The 24,726-nt window shown below is 69.6% G+C and carries 23 protein-coding genes; 11 read left to right on the top strand and 12 right to left on the bottom strand.

Annotated features, from left to right (window positions below):
* Positions 1-10 precede the first annotated feature (10 nt).
* The 5 genes from ITJ60_RS09980 to tkt form a co-directional block, all read right to left on the bottom strand.
* Complete coding sequence (locus ITJ60_RS09980) at positions 11-955, bottom strand: glucose-6-phosphate dehydrogenase assembly protein OpcA (protein WP_111083961.1); 945 nt, start codon at positions 953-955, stop codon at positions 11-13.
* Positions 952-2,490: a glucose-6-phosphate dehydrogenase gene (zwf, locus tag ITJ60_RS09975; RefSeq protein WP_111083962.1), complete on the bottom strand. Its 1,539-nt coding sequence runs from the start codon at positions 2,488-2,490 to the stop codon at positions 952-954. Before zwf ends, ITJ60_RS09980 begins: the two co-directional genes overlap by 4 nt.
* Before the next feature lie 22 nt (positions 2,491-2,512).
* On the bottom strand, positions 2,513-4,111 hold the full coding sequence (locus ITJ60_RS09970) for a glucose-6-phosphate isomerase (RefSeq protein ID WP_194647811.1): 1,599 nt from the start codon (positions 4,109-4,111) through the stop codon (positions 2,513-2,515).
* On the bottom strand, positions 4,111-5,223 hold the full coding sequence (gene tal, locus ITJ60_RS09965; RefSeq protein WP_194647810.1) for a transaldolase: 1,113 nt from the start codon (positions 5,221-5,223) through the stop codon (positions 4,111-4,113). The genes ITJ60_RS09970 and tal overlap by 1 nt, the downstream gene beginning before the upstream one ends.
* A gap of 127 nt (positions 5,224-5,350) precedes the next feature.
* Entirely contained in the window at positions 5,351-7,444 is a 2,094-nt protein-coding gene (gene tkt, locus ITJ60_RS09960; RefSeq protein WP_194647809.1) for a transketolase, read from the bottom strand.
* 446 nt (positions 7,445-7,890) lie between these two features.
* Between tkt and ITJ60_RS09955 the strand changes: the two genes are divergently transcribed.
* Positions 7,891-8,817 (top strand): heme o synthase, encoded by a 927-nt coding sequence (locus tag ITJ60_RS09955; RefSeq protein ID WP_111083966.1) that lies wholly within the window; start codon positions 7,891-7,893, stop codon positions 8,815-8,817.
* Between the two features lie 422 nt (positions 8,818-9,239).
* Here the strand turns inward: ITJ60_RS09955 and ITJ60_RS09950 are convergent, their stop codons facing one another.
* Positions 9,240-10,217, bottom strand: a complete 978-nt coding sequence (locus ITJ60_RS09950) for a COX15/CtaA family protein (protein ID WP_111083967.1) — start codon at positions 10,215-10,217, stop codon at positions 9,240-9,242.
* A gap of 252 nt (positions 10,218-10,469) precedes the next feature.
* Here ITJ60_RS09950 and sufB point away from each other — a divergent pair, with 252 nt between their 5' ends.
* The 5 genes from sufB to ITJ60_RS09925 all read left to right on the top strand — a co-directional run bounded on the left by sufB (position 10,470) and on the right by ITJ60_RS09925 (position 14,663).
* Positions 10,470-11,888 carry a Fe-S cluster assembly protein SufB gene (gene sufB / locus ITJ60_RS09945; RefSeq protein ID WP_111083968.1) on the top strand — a complete coding sequence of 473 codons (1,419 nt, stop codon included), beginning with the start codon at positions 10,470-10,472 and terminating at the stop codon, positions 11,886-11,888.
* Positions 11,889-13,154, top strand: a complete 1,266-nt coding sequence (gene sufD / locus ITJ60_RS09940) for a Fe-S cluster assembly protein SufD (RefSeq protein ID WP_228510011.1) — start codon at positions 11,889-11,891, stop codon at positions 13,152-13,154.
* Complete coding sequence (locus ITJ60_RS09935; protein ID WP_111083970.1) at positions 13,154-13,480, top strand: non-heme iron oxygenase ferredoxin subunit; 327 nt, start codon at positions 13,154-13,156, stop codon at positions 13,478-13,480. The genes sufD and ITJ60_RS09935 overlap by 1 nt, the downstream gene beginning before the upstream one ends.
* 71 nt (positions 13,481-13,551) lie before the next feature.
* On the top strand, positions 13,552-14,334 hold the full coding sequence (gene sufC / locus ITJ60_RS09930; protein WP_111083971.1) for a Fe-S cluster assembly ATPase SufC: 783 nt from the start codon (positions 13,552-13,554) through the stop codon (positions 14,332-14,334).
* The gene (locus ITJ60_RS09925; RefSeq protein ID WP_111083972.1) at positions 14,334-14,663 is read left to right on the top strand and encodes a metal-sulfur cluster assembly factor; all 330 of its coding nucleotides are present in this window, start codon (positions 14,334-14,336) and stop codon (positions 14,661-14,663) included. Before sufC ends, ITJ60_RS09925 begins: the two co-directional genes overlap by 1 nt.
* Positions 14,664-14,874: 211 nt before the next feature.
* On the opposite strand, the gene ITJ60_RS09920 is transcribed toward ITJ60_RS09925, so the two are convergent.
* Positions 14,875-15,474 (bottom strand): biotin transporter BioY, encoded by a 600-nt coding sequence (locus tag ITJ60_RS09920; RefSeq protein ID WP_194647808.1) that lies wholly within the window; start codon positions 15,472-15,474, stop codon positions 14,875-14,877.
* Between the two features lie 115 nt (positions 15,475-15,589).
* Here ITJ60_RS09920 and ITJ60_RS09915 point away from each other — a divergent pair, with 115 nt between their 5' ends.
* Entirely contained in the window at positions 15,590-17,188 is a 1,599-nt protein-coding gene (locus ITJ60_RS09915; RefSeq protein WP_159571247.1) for an ABC-F family ATP-binding cassette domain-containing protein, read from the top strand.
* 333 nt (positions 17,189-17,521) lie between these two features.
* Here ITJ60_RS09915 and ITJ60_RS09910 read toward each other — a convergent pair whose 3' ends face one another.
* Genes ITJ60_RS09910 through ITJ60_RS09900 form a run of 3 tightly spaced genes read right to left on the bottom strand, consistent with a single transcriptional unit; the run spans position 17,522 to position 19,232 of the window.
* Positions 17,522-18,505: an SURF1 family protein gene (locus tag ITJ60_RS09910; RefSeq protein WP_194647807.1), complete on the bottom strand. Its 984-nt coding sequence runs from the start codon at positions 18,503-18,505 to the stop codon at positions 17,522-17,524.
* Positions 18,502-18,810, bottom strand: coding sequence for a hypothetical protein (locus tag ITJ60_RS09905; RefSeq protein ID WP_374102059.1), 309 nt, complete (start codon positions 18,808-18,810; stop codon positions 18,502-18,504). The genes ITJ60_RS09910 and ITJ60_RS09905 overlap by 4 nt, the downstream gene beginning before the upstream one ends.
* Positions 18,810-19,232 (bottom strand): DUF3099 domain-containing protein, encoded by a 423-nt coding sequence (locus ITJ60_RS09900; RefSeq protein WP_194647806.1) that lies wholly within the window; start codon positions 19,230-19,232, stop codon positions 18,810-18,812. Before ITJ60_RS09900 ends, ITJ60_RS09905 begins: the two co-directional genes overlap by 1 nt.
* Before the next feature lie 165 nt (positions 19,233-19,397).
* Between ITJ60_RS09900 and fabG the strand changes: the two genes are divergently transcribed.
* Positions 19,398-20,111, top strand: coding sequence for a 3-oxoacyl-ACP reductase FabG (gene fabG / locus ITJ60_RS09895; protein WP_194647805.1), 714 nt, complete (start codon positions 19,398-19,400; stop codon positions 20,109-20,111).
* 113 nt (positions 20,112-20,224) lie between these two features.
* On the opposite strand, the gene serB is transcribed toward fabG, so the two are convergent.
* Both serB and glgC read right to left on the bottom strand, forming a co-directional pair.
* Positions 20,225-20,863, bottom strand: a complete 639-nt coding sequence (serB, locus tag ITJ60_RS09890) for a phosphoserine phosphatase SerB (RefSeq protein WP_194647804.1) — start codon at positions 20,861-20,863, stop codon at positions 20,225-20,227.
* Positions 20,864-21,082: 219 nt separating this feature from the next.
* Entirely contained in the window at positions 21,083-22,324 is a 1,242-nt protein-coding gene (gene glgC / locus ITJ60_RS09885; RefSeq protein ID WP_123294454.1) for a glucose-1-phosphate adenylyltransferase, read from the bottom strand.
* Positions 22,325-22,371: 47 nt separating this feature from the next.
* On the opposite strand from glgC, the gene glgA reads away from it, so the two are divergent.
* The 3 genes from glgA to ITJ60_RS09870 all read left to right on the top strand — a co-directional run bounded on the left by glgA (position 22,372) and on the right by ITJ60_RS09870 (position 24,720).
* Positions 22,372-23,571 carry a glycogen synthase gene (glgA, locus tag ITJ60_RS09880; RefSeq protein ID WP_194647803.1) on the top strand — a complete coding sequence of 400 codons (1,200 nt, stop codon included), beginning with the start codon at positions 22,372-22,374 and terminating at the stop codon, positions 23,569-23,571.
* 9 nt (positions 23,572-23,580) lie between these two features.
* On the top strand, positions 23,581-24,363 hold the full coding sequence (locus tag ITJ60_RS09875; protein ID WP_111083979.1) for an ABC transporter ATP-binding protein: 783 nt from the start codon (positions 23,581-23,583) through the stop codon (positions 24,361-24,363).
* 108 nt (positions 24,364-24,471) lie between these two features.
* Positions 24,472-24,720 (top strand): type B 50S ribosomal protein L31, encoded by a 249-nt coding sequence (locus ITJ60_RS09870; protein ID WP_017887280.1) that lies wholly within the window; start codon positions 24,472-24,474, stop codon positions 24,718-24,720.
* The last annotated feature ends 6 nt before the right edge of the window (positions 24,721-24,726 follow it).

Below are 24,726 nucleotides of genomic sequence, written 5' to 3'. Positions count from 1 at the left end.
TGTGGGGTGCTCAGCGGGCGATGGTCTCGCGCAGCTGGGGAACCCCGTGCTTGACGACGTCTCCGAAGAGGACGTCCGGGTCGAGTCTACGGAGTTCCTCGGCCAGGCAGTCACGCAGGTTGCGGCGTGGCAGCGACAGGTCGTGCGTGGGCTGACCGGGCATCGAGAGCGTCGCGACGTCCACCAGGGAACGCTCGAGGTCGATGGTGCCCGACTCGCGCACGAGCTTGACGCCGTGGATGCCGCTCGAGCCGGTCGCGCGCGGCGACGTGGTGACCGTCACCGGCACCTCGAGCTGGAGCTGCAGCCACGCGGCGAGCAGGATCGTCGACGGGCTGTCCGACGCGCCCGTCACCTCGACGCCGGTGATCGGCTCGTACGGCGGCTGGTCGAGCGCCGCGGCGAGCTGGTTCCGCCACAGGGTCAGTCGGGTCCACGCGAAGTCGGTGTCGCCCGGCACGTACGAAGCACCGAGCGCCTCGATCGCGCCGTTCGGGTCCTTCTGAGCGGCGGCGTCGGTGATCCGGCGCTGGGCGATGCGGCCCAGTGCTGAGGCCGACGGCTGCGACGGCGCGGTCTGCGGCCACCAGGCCACGACCGGGGCGTCCGGCAGGAGCAGGCCCGTGACCAGGCTCTCCTCGTCGGTCGCGGTCTCACCGTAGGCGCGGAGGACGATGACCTCGCTGGCGCCCGCGTCGCTGCCCACGCGGATCTGTGCGTCGAGACGGCCGGGCGACTTCGTGTCGCCGTCGTTCTTCGACACGATGATCACGCGCATCGGGTGCTCGCGGGACGCCTCGTTCGCGGCCTCGATCGCTTCTTCCTCGTGGCCGAGGGCCGTCGAGATGATCAGCGTCAGGACACGACCGAGGGCGACGGCGCCGCCCTCCTCGCGGATGTGGACGAGCTTCTTCTGGATCTTCGAGACCGTGGTGTTCGGCAGGTCGATCTTCATGGACGCCTCCAGGTCCGGCCGTCGCGGGCGAGCAGTGCATCGGCGGACGCCGGACCCCACGTGCCGGGACGGTACTGCTCGGGCTGGCCCTGCGTGGCCCAGAACTCCTCGATCGGGTCGAGGATCTTCCAGGACAGCTCGACCTCCTGGTGCCGCGGGAACAGCGGCGGGTCACCGAGGAGCACGTCGAGGATGAGTCGCTCGTACGCCTCGGGGGACGCCTCGGTGAACGCGTGGCCGTAGCCGAAGTCCATCGTCACGTCGCGCACCTGGGTGCCGACGCCGGGGACCTTCGAGCCGAACCGGAGCGTGACGCCCTCGTCCGGCTGGACGCGGATGACGAGCGCGTTCTGACCGAGCGGGGACTGCGAGTTGCCGTAGACGTCCTCGGGGACGCGCTTGAAGACGATCGCGATCTCGGTCACACGACGGCCGAGTCGCTTGCCGGCGCGCAAGTAGAACGGGACGCCCTGCCAGCGACGGGTCGCGATGTCGAGCTTGATCGCCGCGTACGTCTCGGTGCCGGACTCGGGGTTCATCCCGGCCTCGTCGAGGAACCCGAGCACCTTCTCGCCGCCCTGCCAGCCGCCGGCGTACTGTCCGCGCGCCGTGGCGGTCGACAGGTCCTCGGGCAGCCGCACGGCGGACAGCACCTTCTCCTTCTCGGCACGCAGGTCGGCGGCCTTGAACGAGACGGGCTCCTCCATCGCGGTGAGCGCGAGGAGCTGCAGCAGGTGGTTCTGGATGACGTCGCGCGCAGCGCCGATGCCGTCGTAGTACGCGGCGCGTCCGGCGACGCCGATGTCCTCGGCCATCGTGATCTGCACGTGGTCGACGTAGTTCGAGTTCCAGATGGGTTCGTACATCTGGTTCGCGAACCGGAGCGTCAGCAGGTTCTGGACGGTCTCCTTGCCGAGGTAGTGGTCGATGCGGAACACGTCGTCGGGCGCGAAGACGCTCTCGACGATGGCGTTCAGCTCGCGCGCGGTGCGGAGGTCGGAGCCGAACGGCTTCTCGACGACCACGCGGCTCCACGAGCCCTCCCGCTTCGCGGTGAGGCCGGACAGCTTCAGCTGCTCGGTCACCACCGGGAACATCTTCGGCGGGATGGACAGGTAGAACGCGTGGTTGCCCAGCGTCCCGCGCTCGGCGTCCAGGTCGTCGACGGTCTGCTTGAGCTGCAGGAACGCCTCCGGGTCGTCGAACGAGCCCTGGACGAAGCGGATGCCCTGTTCGAGCTGACGCCAGACGTCCTCGTCGAACGGGGTGCGGGAGTGCTCCTTGACGGCGTCGTGCACGAGCTGGGAGAAGTCTTGGTCCTCCCAGTCACGACGGGCGAAGCCGACGAGCGCGAACCCCGGGGGCAGGAGCCCCCGGTTGGCCAGGTCGTAGACCGCCGGCATCAGCTTCTTGCGTGACAGGTCGCCCGTCACGCCGAAGATGATGAGCGTGCTCGGTCCCGCGATCCGGTTCAGTCGACGATCCGTCGGCAGCCGGAGCGGGTTGTGCTCCGGGGTGATTGCCACCGGTGACATGAGTCGGTGAACTCCTTACGAGTCAGTGGGAGACGGCGGAGGCGATGGCCGCGGTGGCGGCGCGCACGTCCGACGTCGTGAGGGTGAGGACCGGGCGGCCGTGCTGCGCGAGGACACTCGCGTCACCGGCTGCCTGGGCCTGGAGGAGCTGGCCGAACGTGAACGGCCGGCCCGGGATCGCCAGGTCGTCCGGTTCGTCCGCCACGATCTGCAGGAACACTCCCGTGGCGGGTCCGCCCTTGTGGTACTGCCCGGTCGAGTGCAGGAACCGCGGGCCGTACCCGAAGGTGACCGGCCGACGCGTGCGCGCCGCCAGGGCGTCGCGGAGCGTCTCGAGGTCACGGTTCGTGGTGCGGTCGACGTACGCCTGCACCGCCACGTAGCCAGTGGCGTCCAGTTCGGACAGGAGGCCCGTCACGGCTTCTGCGAGCGTCGTCCCGACCGGCAGTCCGGGCGTCGCGGAGACGGCGATGCCGTCCTCGGTGAACGCGGGGTCCGCAGGCGCGGGACGGTCGTCGAGCAGCGCACGGGTCGCGACCTTGGCGGCCTCGACGTCGGGCTGGTCGAACGGGTCGATGCCGAGCAACCGCCCGGCGACCGCGACGGCGTACTCCCAGACGAGGATCTGACCACCGAGCGTCCCGGTGATCTCGACCTCGCCCTCGGCGACGTGGCGCTCGTCCTCGCGCGAACCGACCAGGCGGATGACCTGGACGTCCGGCAGGGCTGCGGAGACCTCGGGGGAGTCGGCGTGCAGCACGACGGGCAGCAGGCCACGTCCGCTCTTGCCGGTCGACTCCGCGATCAGCTGCTCCGCCCAGTCGCCGAACCCGACGATGTGGGTGCCGTCCGGCACGATCGCGATCGTGGAGCGCAGCGGGTCGGTGCCGGCGAGGACCGCACCGAGCACGAGCCCGGGGTTCTCGTCGAGGTCGACCGACAGCAGCGCGGAGATGGCGTCGGCCTCGTCCAGCAGCTCGGCGATGTCCGCTCCGGCGAGACCGGAGGGCACCAGCCCGAACGCGGTGAGGGCCGAGTAGCGGCCGCCGACGGTCGGGTCGGCGGTGAAGACCCGGTAGCCGGCGTCGATCGCGGCGGCCTCGAGCGCGGAGCCCGGGTCGGTGACGACGACGATGCGGCCCGTGGGGTCGATGCCCGCGTCGCGGAACGCCTGCTCGTAGACGCGGCGCTGGGAGTCGGTCTCGAGCGTGGAGCCGGACTTCGACGAGACGACGAGCACGGTGCGCTCGAGGTCCGTCGTGACGGCGGCGCGGACCTGCGCGGGGTCGGTCGAGTCGAGCACCGTCAGCGGGACGCCAGCGGTGCGCGTGATGACCTCCGGCGCGAGCGACGAGCCGCCCATGCCGGCGAGGACGACGTGGTCGACCCCTTCGGCACGGAGCGACTCGCGCAGCGCGGTGATCTGGGCGACGAGCGGGCGGGAGACCGAGACGGCCTCCACCCAGCCGAGGCGCTTGGACGCCTCGGCCTCGGCGTCCGGTCCCCACAGCTCGGGGTCCTGGGCGGTGATGCCCGAGGCCACCAGGTCAGCGACGAGCCGCGGGACCACCGAGTCGATGGCCCGCGCGGCATCGCCGCTGGCAGCGATGGAAACCGTCACTACTTGGCGCCCTCGAGCGCGGTCTTCACGGTGTCGACGAGCTCGCCCCACGAGACGTTGAACTTGTCCACGCCCTCCTTCTCGAGCAGCGCCACGACGTCGTCGTAGTCGATGCCCTGCGCGGCGAGCTGGTCGAGGACCTGCTGCGCGGCGTCGAAGGTGCCGGCGATGGCGTCGCCGTGGATCTCACCGTGGTCGAACGTGGCGTCGAGCGTCTTGCCCGGCATCGTGTTCACGGTGTTCGGTGCGGCGAGCTCGGTCACGTAGAGCGTGTCGGGCAGCGACGGGTCCTTGACGCCGGTCGAGGCCCAGAGCGGACGCTGCGTGTTCGCACCGGCCTCGAGCAGGCCGAGGGCGCGCTCGGAGGCGAACGCCTCGGTCCAGACCTGGTAGGCGAGCTGCGCGTTGGCGATGCCGGCCTTCGACTTCAGGGCCTTGGCCTCGTCGGTGCCGACGGCGTCCAGGCGCTTGTCGATCTCGGAGTCGACGCGCGACACGAAGAACGACGCGACCGAGTGGATCTTCGACAGGTCGTGGCCGGCGGCCTTGGCCTTCTCGAGCCCACCGAGGTACGCGTCGATGACGGCGCGGTAGCGCTCGAGCGAGAAGATCAGGGTGACGTTCACCGAGATGCCCGCGCCGATGACCTCGGTGATGGCCTCGAGGCCCTCGACCGTTGCCGGGATCTTGATGAGGACGTTCTCCTTGCCGACCTTCTCGAACAGGAACTTGGCCTGCTCGATGGTCTTGGCGGTCTCGTGCGCGAGACCCGGCTCGACCTCGATCGAGACGCGGCCGTCGAAGCCCTTGGTCTCGTCGTAGATCGGCTTGAAGACATCGGACGCGTTGGCGACGTCCTGCGTGGTGATCTCGAAGATCGCCTCGGTCACGTCGGTGCCGGCAGCGGCCAGCTCCTTGACCTGGGCGTCGTAGCGCTCGCCCTTGGCGAGGGCCGACGCGAAGATCGTCGGGTTGGTGGTCACGCCGACGACGTTCTTCTGCGCGATGAGGTCGGTGAGCGCACCGGTCTCGAGGAGCTCGCGGGACAGGTCGTCGAGCCAGATGCTCACGCCGACCGCGGAGAGGGCGGCAGTGGGGGTGTTCTCAGCCATGTGTTTCTCTTCTTTCCTTCATCGGCCTGATGGCCGGGGTCTGGGGGAGCGGGGGCGCGTGGCGGAGCCGAACCGCGCCTCCCGGCAGAAGGGCCGGATCCGGCGAACCGGACCCGGCCCCTGCGGGTCAGGAAGCCGCGATGGATTCCTTCGCGGCGGCCACGACGTGTTCCGTCGTGAAGCCGAACTCCTTGAAGAGCGTCTGGTAGTCGGCCGAGGCACCGAAGTGCTCGATCGAGACGCTGCGGCCCTTGTCGCCGACGATGTCGCGCCAGCTCATGGCGATGCCGGCCTCGACCGACACGCGAGCGGTGACGTCCTTCGGCAGCACCTGGTCCTGGTAGTTCTCGGACTGGGCGCGGAACCACTCGATGGACGGTGCGCTCACGACGCGGGCGTTGATGCCCTCGCCCTTGAGCTGCTCACGGGCCTCGACGGCGATCTGGACCTCGGAACCGGTCGCGATGAGGATCACGTCCGGGGTGCCGTTCGGCGCCTCGGCCAGGATGTACGCACCCTTGGCGACGTTCTTCGCCGAAGCGAAGACCTCACCGGAGGCGTCGCCCTCGCCACGCTCGAACACCGGCAGGTTCTGACGGCTCAGCGCGATGCCGGCCGGGCGGTCGGTGTGCTTGAGCATCTCGAGCCAGGCGTACGCGACCTCGTTGGCGTCGGCGGGGCGGACCACGTCGAGACCCGGGATCGCACGGAGCGACGAGACCTGCTCGATCGGCTGGTGCGTCGGGCCGTCCTCGCCGAGGGCGACGGAGTCGTGGGTCCAGACGTAGATCGCCGGGGCGCCCATGAGCGCGGCGAGACGGACTGCCGGACGCATGTAGTCGCTGAAGATCAGGAACGTGCCGCCGAAGGGGCGGGTGTTCCCGTGCAGCACGATGCCGTTGAGGATCGAGCCCATGGCGTGCTCGCGGATGCCGAAGTGCAGCACGCGGCCGTACGGGTCGGTGCTCCACGTCGACGTCGAGGCCTCGGCCGGACCGAAGGACTTGGCGCCCTCGATCGTGGTGAGGTTCGACTCGGCGAGGTCGGCCGAGCCACCCCAGAACTCGGGCATCAGCGGCGCGATGGCGTTGATGACCTTGCCGGAGGCGGCGCGGGTCGAGACGGCCTTGTCGGCCGGGAAGACCGGCAGTGCTGCCTCGAGGTCCGCGGGGAGCTCCTTGGCGTTGACGCGGTCGAACAGCGCCTTCTTGTCGGCGTTGGCAGCAGCCCACGCGTCGAAGGTCTTCTGCCACTCGGCGTGCTGCGCCTGGCCCTTCGCGACGGCGCCGCGGGTGTACTCGAGGACCTCGGGGGCGACCTCGAAGGTCTTCGACGTGTCGAAGCCGAGGACCTCCTTGAGGCCCTTGATCTCGTCGGCGCCGAGCGCCGAACCGTGGATCTTGCCGGAGTTCTGCTTGGTCGGCGACGGCCAGCCGATGATCGTCTTGAGGACGATGAGCGACGGCTTGTCGGTGACCTGCTGGGCGGCCTCGATCGCGGCGTGGAGCTCCACGGCGTCCTCGGAGTACTCGCCGGTCTTCTTCCAGTCGACGATCTGGACGTGCCAACCGAGCGCCTCGTAGCGCTCGGGGACGCTCTCCGAGAACGCGATGTCGGTGTTGTCCTCGATCGAGATCTGGTTCGAGTCGTAGAACGCGATCAGGTTGCCGAGCTGCTGGCGGCCGGCGAGCGAGCCCGCCTCGTTCGTCACGCCCTCCTGCATGTCGCCGTCACCGGCGATCACGTAGGTGAAGTGGTCGAACGGCGACTGGCCGGCCGGGGTCTCCGGGTCGAACAGGCCGCGCTCGAAGCGCTGGGCGTAGGCGAAGCCGACCGAGGACGCGAGGCCCTGGCCGAGCGGGCCGGTCGTGATCTCGACACCGTCGGTGTGGCCGTACTCCGGGTGACCCGGGGTCTTCGAGCCCCACTTGCGCAGGTGCTGCAGGTCGTCGAGCTCGAGGCCGTAGCCGTGCAGGTAGAACTGCACGTACTGCAGGATCGAGGCGTGACCGGCGGAGAGGATGAAGCGGTCGCGGCCGATCCAGGTGGAGTCGCTCGGGTCGCGACGCATCACCTTCTGGAAGAGCAGGTGTGCGAGCGGCGCGAGGCTCATCGCGGTGCCGGGGTGACCGTTGCCGGCGGCCTCGACCGAGTCGGCGGCGAGAACGCGGGCCGTGTCGACGGCCTTCCGGTCGATGGCGTCCCAGGTGAATTCAGCCACTTGGATGTTGACCCTTCTTGATGCGACATGTGCGAGGGCTCGTGCCATCGCACGGACATGTGGCCATCCCGGGGCCGAGTCGTGTCGCCGTCTAGCGGCGGCCGACCGGCTCATCGCGACCGACGTCATCGGGGCGCGCACTGCGGGAGGGCAGGTCCAGCATAGTGACCAGCCACTCAGAAGGGGTTCAGGTGACGCCCGATGTTCACGAGTCGGGTCACCCGGGCGCCTGTCCGCCGGGCGTGTCGTGCTCCGCAGTCGGGCGTCCGTGGTCCGTCGTCGTGACCGGGATGGGCGAGCGGGGCATCATCGCGGCGCTTCCATCACGTAAACTGTCGACGACCCGTGGACATTCCGGGTCAGCGCATGCCCGGACGCCGCCGCAGTCGTCCACCGAGTGTGCGAGCTGATGCGAACAGACTGAGGTTCCCTTGCCGACTGCCACCGTGACCAGGCCCGACACCGATCGACCCCGATCGACGCTGTCCCGCAAGGTCCGTGCGTACGTCTCGTTGACCAAACCGCGGGTCATGGAGCTGCTGCTCGTGACCACCGCGCCGACCATGTTCCTGGCCGAGCGTGGTGTGCCGGACCTCTGGCTCGTGTTCTGGACGATGCTCGGCGGCGCGATGTCCGCCGGTTCGGCGTCGGCCTTCAACTGCTACATCGACCGTGACATCGACCGCCTGATGAAGCGGACGAGCACCCGCCCGCTGGTGACCGGTGAGCTCTCGGACCGCGAAGCCCTCGTGTTCTCGTGGATCCTCGGCGTCCTGTCGACGGCGGTGCTCGGGTTCCTGGTGAACTGGCTCGCCGCGGCCCTGAGCGTCATCGCGATCCTCATCTACGTGTTCGTCTACACGCTGTGGCTCAAGCGCCGCACTCCGCAGAACATCGTGTGGGGCGGCTCGGCCGGCTGCATGCCCGTGCTCATCGGCTGGGCGGGCGTCACCGGGTCGCTCACCTGGGCCCCGGTCATCCTGTTCATGGTGATCTTCCTCTGGACGCCGCCGCACTACTGGCCGCTGTCGATGAAGTACCGCGACGACTACGACGCCGCCGACGTCCCGATGCTCGCCGTGGTCCGCGGACGCACCGTGGTCGGCCTGCAGGTCGTGCTCTACGCCTGGGCGACGCTCGTCTGCTCGCTCCTGCTCATCCCCGTTGCGCACATGGGCCCGCTGTACACCGTGGTCGCACTGGCCGGTGGCATCTGGTTCGTCGTCGAGTCGCACCGGCTGTACTCGCGAGCGATCCAGCACGTCGAGCACGTGCAGCCGATGCGGGTGTTCCACAGCTCGATCACGTACCTGACGCTGCTCTTCATCGCCGTGGGCATCGACCCGCTGCTGCCGCAGGTCTTCACCTTCTAAGCGCTGCGCGTCGCCGCTGGCGACGTCGTACGACGAGTTCGATGTCGTGCGACGTCGCCTTCGTCGTCGGTGCGCGTGCGCAACGGTTGCGGGCGCGGGGTTGCGACGTCCTCGACGTCGTACGACGTCGAGGACGTCGTTGCGGGTCAGTGCGGGACCTTGCGCGGCCGTGGACGTGCCCACCAGGCGGCCGGGAGGGGCGTGGCGGCCCCGCCACGGGCCTCCTGGCCGCCCTGTGCGTGCGTGGGCGCGGGGCGCACGCGTTCTGCGACGGTCCACCGGTCGATCGTCGCGTGGACTGTCGGGCCGTGCGTACGCACCCGATGCGTGTGCAACGAACGACACCCCACGAGTCGATCGACTCGTGGGGTGTCGCAGAACCGGTGTCGGAGACGGGTGCGCGCGTGCGACGCGCCCGGGCGTCAGGCGGCGTCGAGTGGTTCGCGCACGGCCTCGCGGCCAGCGCTGGCGCGCGTGGCGAGCACGACCGCCGTGGTGGCCCCGACGAGCAGGCCGGCGAGCACCATGTGCGTGCCCACCAGCCCGACGGGCAGGCCGGTGCGGGCCTGGGTCAGGCCGACGGCGATCTGCAGGAACTCGACGACGAGGAGCAACAGTGCCCACTTGCTCGAGATCCGGAGCCGGACGGCGCCGACGACGAGCACGAGGGTCAGCGCGAACAGGGCGTACGCAGGCCAGGCGTGCACGTGTTCCATGACCGCGGGGTCGAATCCCGTCCGGTGCAGCATCCCGCCGTCGACGGCCTCGTCGGCACCGGCGTGCGGGCCGCTGCCGGTCGTCAGGATGCCGACGAGCACGGTGACCACGACGGCGGCGACGGTGCCGCGGACGACGCCGGTGTACCAGCCGGGCACGAGGCGGTGGCTGGTTCGGGGCCCGTGCATCGTCCGGTAGACCAGGGCCGCGGTGACCGATGTCAGGGCGGCGGACACGACGAAGTGCAGCCCGACGACGAACGGGTTGAGGTTCGTGAGCACGCTGAGCCCACCGATGACGGCCTGGACCGGGATCGCGACGCCCTGAGCGAACGCGAGCCAGAACAGTTCGGGGCGCGTGCGGAGCATCCGGACGACCGCCAGGAACATCGCGATCGCCACGATGACGAGCACGAAGGTGAGCAGTCGGTTGCCGAACTCGATGATCCCGTGGATGCCCATCTCGGGTGTCGAGACCAGTGAATCGGCCGTGCACTTGGGCCAAGTGGGGCATCCGAGGCCCGACGCGGTCAGGCGGACGAGGCCGCCGGTGCCGATCAACACGACCTCGACCACGAACGAGGCCCACGCCAGCGCGATGACCCGGCGGTCGACGACCCGGGGGAGCGACCACCACCGTGCGGTCCGGAGATCCTGGTCGACGGGGGGTCCGACGCGAGTCACGAGGGTGGTGCCTTTCTGTTGTTCCGTGCAGTGAACCTGTAGGATTCGAGGGTTCAGCAGCAGTCAAGTCTAGGCAGGCGCCGGCTCCGAATGGGCCGAGATCGCCGATCGATCCAGGGACTGCGTGGAACCATTGTCGTTGCGAGGGAGCAGCACCGTGTCCGCCTGTCGGCGGTCTGCGGTGGAATGGCGTCCAGACGCCACGGGTTCACACCTGAAGACGCTGCCCCGCGAGAAGGAAACGAGGAGACCATGTCCGACGTGCTCATCGACCGTCCCGAGCTCGAAGGGCTCGGGCAATACGAGTTCGGCTGGTCCGACTCCGACTCGGCCGGGGCCTCGGCCCGCCGTGGGGTCTCGGACGAGGTCGTCACCGACATCTCGAACCTCAAGCACGAGCCCGAGTGGATGCTCAAGAACCGGCTCAAGGGCCTGCAGCTCTTCGGCCGCAAGCCGATGCCGACGTGGGGTGCCGACCTGACGGGCATCGACTTCGACAACATCAAGTACTTCGTGCGCTCGACCGAGAAGCAGGCGCAGTCGTGGGAGGACCTCCCCGAGGACATCCGCGCGACCTACGAGAAGCTCGGCATCCCCGAGGCCGAGCGCCAGCGCCTCGTCGCCGGTGTCGCCGCGCAGTACGAGTCCGAGGTCGTGTACCACCAGATCCGCGAGGACCTGGAGCAGCAGGGTGTCATCTTCATGGACACCGACACCGCGCTCCGCGAGCACCCCGAGCTCTTCCAGGAGTACTTCGGCACCGTCATTCCGGCCGGCGACAACAAGTTCGCCGCGCTGAACACGGCAGTGTGGTCGGGCGGCTCGTTCGTCTACGTCCCCAAGGGCGTCCACGTCGAGATCCCGCTCCAGGCCTACTTCCGGATCAACACCGAGAACATGGGCCAGTTCGAGCGGACGCTGATCATCGCGGACGAGGACTCCTACGTCCACTACATCGAGGGCTGCACCGCCCCGATCTACAAGTCGGACTCGCTGCACTCGGCCGTCGTCGAGATCATCGTGAAGAAGAACGCCCGCGTTCGCTACACGACGATCCAGAACTGGTCGAACAACGTCTACAACCTCGTGACCAAGCGTGCGATCGCGCACGAGGGCGCCACGATGGAGTGGATCGACGGCAACATCGGCTCCAAGGTGACGATGAAGTACCCGTCGATCTACCTCGCCGGTGAGCACGCCAAGGGCGAGACCCTGTCCGTCGCGTTCGCCGGCCCCGGCCAGCACCAGGACGCCGGCGCGAAGATGATCCACATGGCGCCGTACACGACGTCGTCGATCGTCTCGAAGTCGATCGCCCGTGGCGGTGGTCGTGCCGGCTACCGCGGCGAGGTCCGGGTGGACCCGGCGGCCCACCACGCGGCGAACACCGTGCGGTGTGACGCGCTGCTCGTCGACACGATCAGCCGGAGCGACACGTACCCGGCGATCGACATCCGCGTCGACGACGTCCAGCTCGGGCACGAGGCCACGGTCTCGCGCGTGAGCGAGGAGCAGCTCTTCTACCTGATGTCCCGCGGCATGGCCGAGGACGAAGCGATGGCGATGATCGTCCGTGGCTTCATCGAGCCGATCGCCCGCGAGCTCCCGATGGAGTACGCGCTCGAACTCAACAAGCTCATCGAGATGAGCATGGAAGGATCCGTCGGCTAGATGTCCAGCACCACCCCTCCCCACATCGACCAGCCGATCGAGCCCACGGCACCCGCCCAGGGTGCCGAACAGCACGGCGCCGGAGCCCACTCCGACGGCGGCTGGGACGCCCCGGACAAGAAGATCCCGGTCCAGACCCGCTCCGAGCGGTTCCAGTCCGGCGACCTCGAGGCGTTCCCGACCGTCACCGGCCGAGAGGTCAACTGGAAGTTCGCGCCCCTGGCGAAGCTCCAGCCGCTCCTCGACGGCGGTCTCGACGGATCCGCCTACCGGTTCCTCGCCCGCCAGTCCGACGGTGCCGACGTCGAGTGGGGTCGCAGCGACGACCCCCGCGTCGGGACCGCCGGTCTGCCCGAGGACCGTGCAGCGGCCGCTGCGTGGACGGCGCGCGACGCCGTCCTCGCCGTCACCATCACGGCGACCGAGGCGCACGAGTTCATCAACATCACGCGTTCCGACTTCGGCACGCAGCCCCGCGCGGCGCACACGGTCATCACGGCCGAGCCGCACGCCCAGGGCATCGTCGTGCTCGACAACCGCGGCAGCGCACTGCTCAGCGAGAACATCGAGATCGTCGTGCAGGACGGTGCACGCCTGACCGTCGTCAGCCTGCAGGACTGGGACGACGACGCGGTGCACGTCTCGACGCACTTCGCCGAGGTCGGCCGCGACGCCTTCCTGAAGCACGTCGTGGTCTCGCTCGGCGGCGACGTCATCCGGGTCAACCCCTCGACGCACCTCGGTGCGCAGGGTGCCGACACCGAGATGTACGGCGTGTACTTCGCCGACGCCGGTCAGTACATCGAGCAGCAGGTCTACGTGAACCACGACGCGCCGAACACGCGCGGTCGGGTCAACTACAAGGGTGCGCTGCAGGGCAAGGGCGCGCACACCGTGTGGATCGGTGACGTGCTCATCGGTCGTGCCGGTGACGGCACCGACTCGTACGAGCAGAACCGCAACCTCGTGCTGACCGACGGCACCCGTGCCGACAGCATCCCGAACCTCGAGATCGAGACGGGCAACATCGAGGGCGCCGGCCACGCGAGTGCGACCGGTCGCTTCGACGACGAGCAGCTGTTCTACCTGCAGGCCCGCGGCATCCCCGAGGAAGAAGCGCGTCGGCTCGTCGTGCTCGGCTTCCTGGTCGAGGTCATCCAGAAGATCGGTGCGCCCGAGCTCGAGGAACGACTCATCGCCGCAGTCGAGCAGGAGCTCGCCGAGGGCCGCTCGGTGATCGTCGCGCCGGCGGAGGCCGACGCCTGATGCCCACGAAGGTCTGCGCGGAGTCCGAGATCGCGGTGGACAGCCCCATGCGCGCCGTCGTCGACGGCACCGCGGTGGCCATCGTGAAGGACTCGTCCGGCACCGTGCACGCCATCGGCGACACCTGCACCCACGGGGACATCTCGCTGGCCGAGGGGTTCATCGAGGGCGACACGCTCGAGTGCTGGGCCCACGGCTCCCGCTTCTCGCTCGCCACGGGGAAGCCGCAGAACTTCCCGGCGTACGAGCCCGTCCCGGTGTTCCGGGTCGAGGTGCGCGAGGGCGACGTCTACGTCGACGTGCACGATCCCGTCCCCGTCGACTGACTCCGCCTCCCGGCCCCCACACTTTCCGCGGCCCGTCCGCGACACGACAGAAAACCGAAGGAACCCACGCAATGTCCACTCTGGAAATCCGCGACCTCCAGGTCTCGATCGACACCGATCAGGGCACCAAGGAGATCCTCAAGGGTGTCGACCTCACGATCAACGAGGGCGAGATCCACGCGATCATGGGGCCGAACGGCTCCGGCAAGTCCACGCTGGCGTACACGATCGCCGGGCACCCCCGGTACAACGTCGTCGGTGGCTCGATCACCCTCGACGGCGAGGACGTCCTCGCGATGAGCGTCGACGAGCGCGCCCGTGCCGGCATGTTCCTGGCGATGCAGTACCCGGTCGAGATCCCCGGCGTGACGGTGTCGAACTTCCTCCGCACCGCCAAGACGGCGATCGACGGCGAGGCCCCGGCCCTCCGCGGCTGGATCAAGGAGCTCCGCCAGTCGATGGCCGACCTCAAGATGGACTCGTCGTTCGCCGAGCGCAACGTCAACGAGGGCTTCTCCGGTGGCGAGAAGAAGCGCCACGAGATCATGCAGCTCGAGCTCCTCAAGCCCCGCTTCGCCGTGCTCGACGAGACCGACTCCGGCCTCGACGTCGACGCGCTGAAGATCGTGTCCGAGGGCGTCAACCGCGCCAAGGCCGCGACCGGCCTGGGCGTGCTGCTCATCACGCACTACACGCGCATCCTCCGCTACATCAAGCCGGACTTCGTGCACGTGTTCGTCGCGGGCAAGGTCGCCGAGCAGGGTGGCCCGGAGCTGGCCGACCGCCTCGAGAACGAGGGCTACGACCGCTACGTGCAGGCCGCGGCGGCGTCCGCCGCAGAGGCGCAGGCCTGATGATCGCGGCACTCGCACCGGAGAAGTTCGACGAGGTCGTCGAGGGCCTGAAGGAGGTCCAGGACCCGGAGCTCGGCGTCAACATCGTCGACCTCGGCCTGATCTACGACCTGGCCTGGGACGACGAAGCCTCGGCGCTCGTGATCAGCATGACGCTGACGAGTGCCGGCTGCCCACTCACCGACGTCATCGAGGGCGACACCGCGAACGCGCTCGACGGCATTGTGGACGCCTTCCGCATCAACTGGGTCTGGATGCCGCCGTGGGGTCCGGAGCGGATCACCGACGACGGGCGCGAGATGATGCGCGCGCTCGGGTTCGCGATCTAGTCGCGACCACATCGCAGACGGGAGGCCCGGTGCCAGCTGGCACCGGGCCTCCCGGCTGTCCGTGGTCGCGCCGCGCGCGGGGCGCGACACGCCACTCACGTTCGCCGAGGTTCCACAGACGCACGCAGAAGCGGCCGGGGTTCCGAGACATCGGAACCCCGGCCGCCGGAGCCGGGCGTGTCGACCGTGTCGACGACGAGCGCGCCGCGCGTCAGCGGCGGCCGAGCGCCTTCCACGCGAGCGGCACGATGCCCGCGGCGATGAGCGCCTTCGCGATCCCACCGACGATGAACGGGTACAGGCCAGCAGCGAGCACCGACTGCAGGTCGTTCGGTGCGCCGAGCTGCCCGAGCACGACCGCCAGGTACGGCAGACCGGTCACGAACGGGATGGCACTGGCGAGCAGCATCGCGACGGCTGCGCGCCCGAAGTGCCGGTCCCAGTTGCGGCGAGCCAGCCAGCCGACGACGCCCGCGGCGGGGATGAACCCGATGACGTAGCCGAAGCTCGGCACGGCCAGGGCGTGCAGGCCGCCGGTCATGTCGGCGAAGAACGGTGCGCCCGCGAGGCCGGCGACGGCGTAGACGAGCAGCGAGAGCATGCCGCGTCGGGCACCCAGGGTCGCGCCGACGAGGACGACGGCGAGCGTCTGCCCGGTGATCGGGACCGGCCACATCGGGACCTCGAGCTGTGCCATCGCAGCGGTGAACAGGGCTCCGCCGGCGACGAGGGCGGCGTTCGTGGCCAGCCCGTGCGTCCGCAGACGGTCGGCGAGGACTGCGCGGGGAGCGAACCCGGTGGCGTTCGTCATGGATTCTCCTAGAATGGACTGCTGGTCCCGTTCGGAACCATCGGTCCCGTCAGCGTAGCGGTGCACCTCACGCACACGTCGTTGTGCAAACCCACCAACTGATTGGACGTCCACTGTGCTTGCCGTGCACGAACTCGAGATCCGCGTCGGAGCTCGTCTCCTCATGGAAGACGTGTCCTTCCGTGTCGAGAAGGGTGACAAGATCGGACTCGTCGGCCGCAACGGCGCGGGGAAGACGACGATGACCAAGGCCCTCGCGGGCGAGACCCAGCCGAACGGCGGCACGATCGACCGCGGCGGGGAGATCGGCTACCTGCCGCAGGACCCGCGCTCCGGCGACCCGGAGGAGACCGCGCGCAAGCGCATCCTCGACGCCCGCGGGCTCGGTGAACTCGTGGAGGGCATCCGCCTCGCCACGCTCGACATGGCGAGCGAGGACACCGCCGTCGCCGAGAAGGCGATGCGCCGGTACAGCCGGCTCGACGACCAGTTCAACGCGCTCGGCGGCTACGCGGCCGAGGCCGAGGCGGCGTCGATCGCGTCGAACCTCAAGCTGCCGGACCGCATCCTCGACCAGCAGCTCAAGACCCTGTCCGGCGGTCAGCGTCGTCGCATCGAGCTCGCGCGGATCCTGTTCTCGGACGCCGAGACGATGATCCTCGACGAGCCCACGAACCACCTCGACGCCGACTCGGTCGTGTGGCTGCGTGAGCACCTGAAGACCTACCCCGGCGGCGTCATCATCATCTCCCACGACGTCGAGCTCGTGGAAGAGGTCGTCAACCGCGTGTTCTACCTCGACGCCAACCGCCAGACCATCGACATCTACAACATGGGCTGGAAGCTCTACCAGCGGCAGCGCGTCGCCGACGAGGAGCGTCGCCGCAAGGAGCGCGCCGGCGCCGAGAAGAAGGCCGCGACGTTGAAGGACCAGGCCGCTCGGTTCGGTGCGAAGGCCTCGAAGGCCGCCGCGGCGCACCAGATGGTCGCGCGTGCCGACAAGCTGCTCGCAGGTCTCGAGGACGAGCGGGTCGCCGACCGGGTCGCCAAGATCCGCTTCCCCACGCCGGCCCCCTGCGGCCGCACGCCGCTCATGGCCGAGGGGCTGTCGAAGTCCTACGGGTCGCTCGAGATCTTCGCGGGCGTGGACCTGGCGATCGACCGCGGTTCGCGCGTCGTCATCCTCGGGTTCAACGGTGCCGGCAAGACGACGCTGCTCCGGATCCTGGCGGGCGCCGACCTGCCCGACACCGGTGAGATCCAGCCCGGCCACGGCCTGCGCATCGGGTACTACGCGCAGGAGCACGAGAACATCGACATCAACCGCACCGTGATCGAGAACATGGTGTCGGCGTCGACCGACCTCAACGAGACCGAGGCCCGTCGCGTGCTCGGATCCTTCCTGTTCACCGGCGACGACGGCTACAAGAAGGCCGGGGTCCTGTCCGGTGGCGAGAAGACCCGACTGTCGCTCGCGATGATCGTGGTCTCCGGGGCGAACGTGCTGCTGCTCGACGAGCCGACGAACAACCTGGACCCGGCGTCGCGCGAGGAGATCCTCAATGCCCTCGCCGGGTTCGAGGGCGCGGTCGTCCTGGTGTCGCACGACGCCGGTGCCGTCGAGGCGCTCAACCCCGAGCGCGTGCTGCTGCTGCCGGACGGCACCGAGGACCACTGGAACAAGGACTACGCGGAGCTCATCGAGCTCGCCTGACATCGGTCGGTCGGCAGGGCAGCCGGGCGGCCAGGCGGAGCCTGTCCGCACGGTGCCGGGTTCGCCGTCCGGTGCGGCGTTGTGGGCTGGGTGCGCGCTTGCAGTGGGGCACGGTGCGCGGAAGCGCGCACGGGGTTGCGAGGTGCGCACGGTGCGGCCTGGAGGCGCGGTGCCGGTCGTGCGCCGGGCCTCCCGTCCGCACGGTGCCGGGTTCGCCGTCCGGTGCGGCGTTGTGGGCTGGGTGCGCGCTTGCAGTGGGGCACGGTGCGCGGAAGCGCGCCCGGGGTTACGAGGTGCGCACGGTGCGGCGACGCGCGCATACGAGCGCGATCGTCAGCGGCGGGACGCGATCAGGTCGTCCTCGATCTCGGCGTCGGTCTTGGGCTTGGCGTCCTTGCGGCGCTGCCGCTCCTGGGCGCGTTCGCGTTCTTCCGGGTCGTCCTGGTTGAGGTTCCGGTACTCCTGCACCATCACGTACGCCAGGAACCCGAAGCCGCCGGCCGCGAACAGGAACCACTGGATGAAGTAGCTCAGGTGCAGGCCAGTGTCGGCAGTGGGGCGCTCCCAGCCGAGCGGGCGCGCCTCGGTCGGGGCGGGGGACTCGGAGGCGAGCTCGCCGTACGCGCCGGTCCAGATGGGGGTGTCGACCTTCTTCGCGACGTCCGCCAGTGTCACCGACTGCACCTGGTCGGTGTGCGCGGGGTCGGTGCGGCCGGGGATCCGGGGTTCGCTCTGCTGCAGGCGGACGATCGCCGTCACCTCGCCGGACGGGGGAGCGGGCACGTGGTCGGGGGCGTCCTGCGCGTTGCCGGTGGGGACCCAGCCGCGGTCGACGATGAACGCGCGGCCGTCGTCGGTGACCAGGGGGGTGAGGACCTCGAAGCCGGGCTGGCCGTTGTGCACGCGGTTGCGGACGAGCAGCTGCGCGTCGATGTCGTAGCGACCCGTGACGGAGACGCGGAGCCACTCCTGCTCGTCCTGCCAGCTCGACGCCGTCGGCAGCGCCTGGTCGAGGGGAACCGGGGTGTGGTCGTAGTTCTGGGCGACCTGCTCGTTCTGGCGCACCGCTTCGTTGCGGCGGTCCCACTGCCACATGCCGAACAGGGCGCAGACGATCGCGAAGGCCACGGCGATCGCGAAGTACCCCAGCCAGCGGCGACTCCGGACGAAGTGCCATCCGACGAAGGGCTCGTCCGGGTCCTCCTGGGTGCGGCGTTCATCGTCCGGCACGGAGCGACGGGCGTGGTCGGCGGCGCGCTGCAGCTTGGCTGCGTGCTTCCGGCCGTACCGGGAGTGCGGGTCGAAGTCGTCGGTCATCGACCGGTGCCGGCGGAGCGCACCCCGACGTCGTTCTTCGGCGACGAGGCCGGGTCGCGTTCGTCGTCGAGCCGGTCGACGTCCTCGTGCATGCCGGTGACGCGCACCGGGAAGGTGCGGGACCGGAGGTAGTCGGCGAGGAAGTCGCGGTGCTCCTCGCACGCGGCCCAGATCTTCACGCGGTCGGCGGAGTGGATCCGGGGGTTGCGCCAGTTCACCCGCCAGGCTGCCGTGTTGGAGCAGCCAGCCCGGGAGCAGACGGGGGTCGAGCCCGGTTCGGTGTGCAGGTCGAAGGTCGCGCCCATCAGCGGTGCCCCCACATCTTCGAGCGGTCGCCGTTGCGCTGCCACTCGTCCTGCGCGTGCTGGGCCTGCTGCCGGAGGCGGTCCTGCTCGTCGCGGTAGGCCTGGGTCCGGTCCTCTTCCTGCTGCTCGCGGAGGCCCGGGTCGACCGCGTCGTAGAGCTGCATGGCACCGGCGGGCGAGATCATGTCACTCTCGGTCCGGCTGCCCGCGTTCGCGACGATGACGGCGACCCAGGGGATCACTGCGGCGAGGACGATCGGCACGACGGCGATCCAGGAGTGCCAGATGGAGTAGACGAGCACGGCCACGACGAAGAGGACGACGCGGATCGCCATCTGCCACACGTAGCGGGACAGGCGGTGCGCCCGGTCCAGCTCCGGCGAATCCGGGAGCGTGGTGATGCTGGTGTGCGTGCTCTTCATACAGATGGTCTCCGTCTACCCGTGGTCCAGCCTAAGCCTCCGGGGCCGATCGTGGGTGCGCCGCGCGCGAACGGGTTGCGGTGCTGGCTCCGCTACGCTCGTCCGGGCGTGTCCGCCGACCCGTCGGCACGACACGACCGCACACCACCACCGAACGGAGCGACTATGAGCACCCCCCGTACCGTCCTGATCACCGGCGGCAACCGCGGCATCGGCCACGCCCTCGCCGAGCGTTTCGTCGCCGCCGGACACCGCGTCGCGGTCACGTCGCGCAGCGGACAGGGCGGACCCGAAGGGGCCCTCACCGTGCAGGCCGACATCACCGACACGGCCTCGGTGGACGCTGCCTTCACGCAGGTCGAAGCCCAGCTCGGTTCGATCGAGGTGCTCGTGGCCAACGCCGGCATCACGAACGACCAGCTGCTGCTCCGCATGTCCGAGGACGACTTCACGAGCGTCGTCGACACCAACCTGACCGGCACGTTCCGGGTCGTGAAGCGCGCCACCAAGGGCATGATGAAGGCGAAGTTCGGCCGCATCGTGCTCATGTCGAGTGTCGTCGGCGCCTACGGGCAGATCGGCCAGGTCAACTACGCGTCGTCGAAGGCAGCCCTGGTCGGCATGGCCCGGTCGATCACCCGCGAACTCGGCTCGCGCGGCATCACCGCCAACGTCGTCGCGCCCGGGTTCATCCAGACCGACATGACGGCGGCGCTGTCCGACGAGCTGCAGGCCGAGTTCAAGAAGGCGATCCCGGCTGCCCGGTACGGCACGGTCGACGACGTCGCCGACGCCACGCTGTTCCTGGCGAGCGACGGGGCCGGCTACGTCTCCGGCGCGATCATCCCGGTCGACGGCGGCCTCGGCATGGGCCACTAGCCCCGAGTCTCGGCCTGACCCGCCCGAGTCTCGGCCTGAGCGGCACTGCTCGGGCCGCGCGGGCCGAGCAGTGTCGCCCTGCGCGAGACTCGGCTACGAGGATCGGCGGAGCGTCAGCCGCGCAGGCCGAGCGTCGCGAGCACGGCGGACAGGTCGCGGTCCACGACGGCGACGTCCGCCTGCTCCCGCACGCGCGGCTTCGCGTCGAACGCCACCGACAGGGCGGCGACGCGCATCATCTCGAGGTCGTTCGCCCCGTCACCGATCGCGACGGTGCGGACCGCGTCCACGCCGTCGGCATCGGCCCACTCCCGCAGGGCGACGGCCTTGGCGTGCGCGTCCACGACGTCGCCGAGCACACGGCCGGTCAGCTCGCCGTCGGCCACCTCGAGCCGGTTCGCCCGGCAGTGGTCGAGACCGAGCTGCTCGGCGAACGGGTCGAGGACCTCGTGGAACCCGCCGGACACGACACCGACGGTCCCACCGGCGGCGTGCACGCCGCGGACGAGTTGGTCGGCACCCCGCGTCACGCGGACCGCCTGCTGTGCGCGTCGGAAGACGTCGACCGGGAGGCCCGCCAGGGTCGCGACCCGCTCCCGGAGGCTCTCGGCGAAGTCGATCTCCCCGCGCATGGCGCGCTCCGTGATCGCTGCGACCTGTGGCCGGGTCCCGGCGGTGTCGGCGAGGAGTTCGATCACCTCGTCCTCGAGGAGGGTGGAATCGGCATCGAGGACGACGAGGAAGCGGGGCACGGACCAACGGTACCGACAGACGGAGGCACGGCCCGCGTCCGTGACGCGAGCCGTGCCTCCTGTCCGTCCGTTCGTCGGTGTCGACGTGACCGGCCGACGCTACGCGTCGACGCGGACGCCCTTGCCGACCCATGGGCGGAGCCCGGACTCGTTGACGGATCAGGCGTCGACGCGGACGCCCTTGCCGACCCACGGGCGGAGCCCGGACTCGTTGACGGATCAGGCGTCGACGCGGACGCCCTTGCCGACCACGGTGATGCCGGACTCGGTCACGGTGAAGCCGCGGGCCTCGTCGGCCTCACGGTCGATGCCGACCTGCGCACCCGGCGCGATGACGACGTCCTTGTCCAGGATCGCCCGGTTCACGACCGAACCGGCGCCGATCGTCGCCCGCTCGAAGACGATCGAGTCGAGGACCTTCGCTCCGGAGTCGATCCCGCACCACGGGCCGATCATGCTGCGTTCGACCTGCGCGCCCGACACCAGGCAGCCGAGCGACACGAGCGAGTCGACCGTCGAGCCGGTGTTGCCGTTGGCGTCCCGCACGAACTTCGCCGGCGGCAGGTTGGTCTGCTGGTTGAAGATCGGCCAGTCCTGGTTGTACAGGTTGAACACCGGCACCGGGGCGATGAGGTCCATGTGCGCGTCGAAGAACGAGTCGATCGTCCCCACGTCGCGCCAGTAGTACTTGTCGCGATCGGTGGACCCGGGGACCTCGTTGCGCTGCAGGTCGTAGACACCGGCGTCGCCGCGGTCCACGAAGTCGGGGACGATGTCGCCGCCCATGTCGTGCGCGGACGACTCGACCTGGCCGTCGCGGAGCACCGCGTCGACGAGGGCGTCCGCGTTGAACACGTAGTTGCCCATCGAGGCCAGGACCTCGCCGGGGGAGTCGGCGAGCCCGACCGGGTTCTTCGGCTTCTCGAGGAAGGCGTCGATCTTCGTCGGGTCGTCGGCGTCCACCTGGATGACGCCGAACTGGTCGGCGAGCTCGATGGGCTGACGGATCGCCGCGACGGTGGCGCTGCGGCCCGAGGCGATGTGCGCCTCGACCATCTGGTGGAAGTCCATCCGGTACACGTGGTCGGCGCCGACCACGACGACGATGTCGGGACGCTCGTCGCGGAGCAGGTTGAGCGACTGCAGGATCGCGTCGGCCGACCCGGCGAACCAGCGCTTGCCGAGTCGCTGCTGCGCGGGGACCGACGCCACGTAGGACCCGAGCAGGCCCTCCATGCGCCAGGTCTCGGCGACGTGCCGGTCGAGACTGTGCGACTTGTACTGGGTGAGGACGACGATCTTCTGCAGACCGGAGTTCACCAGGTTCGACAGCGCGAAGTCGATGAGACGGAAGTTCCCGCCGAACGGGACTGCGGGCTTCGCCCGGTCGGCCGTGAGCGGCATGAGCCGTTTCCCCTCGCCGCCAGCGAGCACGATGCCGAAGACCTTCTTTGGTGCCATGCCGATCACAGTAGGCGTCAGCACTGGGAACCGGTTACGTTGATCCAGTGCGAGTCGATCTGCTGACCAGGGAGTATCCGCCGGAGGTTTACGGCGGTGCGGGTGTCCACGTGTCCGAACTCACCGCTGCGCTGCGGTCGGGGACGGACACCGACGTCCGTGTCCGGGCGTTCGGGGCGTTCCGCGACGAAGCCGACGTCTGGGGGTACCGCACGCCGGCCGGTCTCGAACAGGCGAACGGCGCGCTGCAGGCGCTCGGCACCGACGTGGCCATCGCCGCCGACGTCGAGGGCGCCGACCTCGTGCACTCGCACACCTGGTACGCGAACTCGGCGGGCCGGATCGCGCAGTTGACCTACGGGATCCCCCACGTCGTCACGGCGCACAGCCTCGAGCCGCTGCGCCCGTGGAAGGCCGAGCAGCTCGGCGGCGGCTACCGCCTGTCGAGCTGGATGGAACGCGAGGCGTTCGAGAACGCCGACGGTGTCATCGCGGTATCGAAGGCCATGCGCGCCGACATCCTGCGCTCGTACCCGTCGATCGACCCGGCCAAGGTGCACGTCGTCTACAACGGCATCGACATCGACGCCTGGAAGCCGCAGGTCGACGAGGACGCCGTCCGCGCCCTCGGCATCGACCCGTCGCGCCCCAGCGTCGTCTTCGTCGGTCGCATCACCCGGCAGAAGGGCCTGCCTTACCTGCTCCGCGCCGTGGCGTCGCTCCCCGAGGACGTCCAGATCGTGCTGTGCGCCGGTGCCCCGGACACCCCGGAGATCCTCGCCGAGGTCACCGGGTTGGTCGAGGGCCTGCGCGAGCAGCGCGAGGGCGTCGTGTGGATCGACCGGATGCTCGCGCACGAGGAGATCGTGAACGTGCTGTCCTCGGGCACCGTGTTCGTGTGCCCGTCGATCTACGAACCGCTCGGCATCGTGAACCTCGAGGCCATGGCGTGCGGCATCCCCGTCGTCGGTACCCGGACCGGGGGCATCCCCGAGGTCGTCGCGGACGGCTTCACCGGTCGCATCGTGCCGATCGACCAGGCGCAGGACGGCACGGGCACCCCGACCGACCCCGACAAGTACGTGGCGGACCTGGCTGCGACGCTCAACGAGGTGCTCGCCGACGAGGGGCTCGCGAAGCTCATGGGCCGCGCCGGGCGCCTGCGCGTCGAGTCCGAGTTCACCTGGGACGCGATCGCCACGAGGACACGGCAGGTCTACGACGAGGTGCTCGGCCGGACCCCGTAGGCTGGTCGCATGCCCTCGGTCGTGCGCTTGTCAGACGTCTCCGTGGTCCGCAACGGGGCCACCATCCTCGACTCGATCTCGTGGGGGGTGCAGGACGACGAACGCTGGGTCGTGCTCGGCGCGAACGGCGCCGGCAAGACCACGCTGCTGCAGGTCGCCGGTGCCCAGACGTTCCCGACCTCGGGTGACGTCGAAGTGCTCGGCACCGAGCTGGGCGGCGCCGACCTGTTCGAGCTCCGCCCGCGCATCGGCTTCGCGTCGACCGCCCTGGCCCGGCGCATCCCGGTGACCGAGAAGGTCATCGACGTCGTGCTGACGGCTGCGTACTCGGTCACGGGTCGCTGGAACGAGGAGTACGAGGAGCTCGACGTCCGCCGTGCCCAGCGCGTGCTCGAGGAGTGGGGCCTGGGGTCGTTCACCGACCGCACCTTCGGCGAGCTGAGCGACGGCGAGCAGAAGCGCGTCCAGATCGCCCGTGCGGTCATGACCGACCCCGAGATCCTGTTCCTGGACGAACCGGCCGCCTCGCTCGACCTCGGTGCCCGTGAGAGCCTCGTCCGCACCCTCGGCGGCTACGCCCAGAGCGCCGACTCGCCGGCCATCGTGATCGTCACCCACCACGTCGAGGAGATCCCCGCCGGGTTCACCCACGCGCTGGTGCTCGCCGACGGCCACGTGCAGGCCGCCGGGCCCATCGACGAGGTCCTGACCGACCAGACCCTGACCGAGGCGTTCGGCATCGCGCTGTCCGTCACGAAGGACGCCGGTCGGTACACGGCGCGCGCGTCCTAGCGCTGCGATCGCGCCTTCCGTCTGGTAACGTTGACGGCTGGCGCAAGCCGATGACTTCCCGCGCATCTCGCGCAATCCCACCACCGCTACCGCTATCGAGGAAACTCCATGAAGACCGACACCCACCCCGAGTACCGCGCCATCGTCTTCCGTGACCTGGCCTCCGGTGAGACCTTCCTGACGCGTTCCACCGCGAACAGCGACAAGACGATCGAGCTCGACGGTGCCACCTACCCGGTGATCGACGTCGAGATCTCGTCCGCTTCGCACCCGTTCTACACGGGCAAGCAGCGCATCCTCGACTCGGCCGGTCGCGTCGAGAAGTTCAACCAGCGCTTCAAGGGCTTCTCCAAGTAAGCAGCC

The sequence above is a fragment of the Curtobacterium sp. VKM Ac-2884 genome, from assembly GCF_015350945.1.
Taxonomy (GTDB): Bacteria; Actinomycetota; Actinomycetes; order Actinomycetales; family Microbacteriaceae; genus Curtobacterium.
The sequence above is the reverse complement of the archived record's forward strand: the minus strand, read 5'-3'. Positions and strand labels throughout refer to the sequence as shown.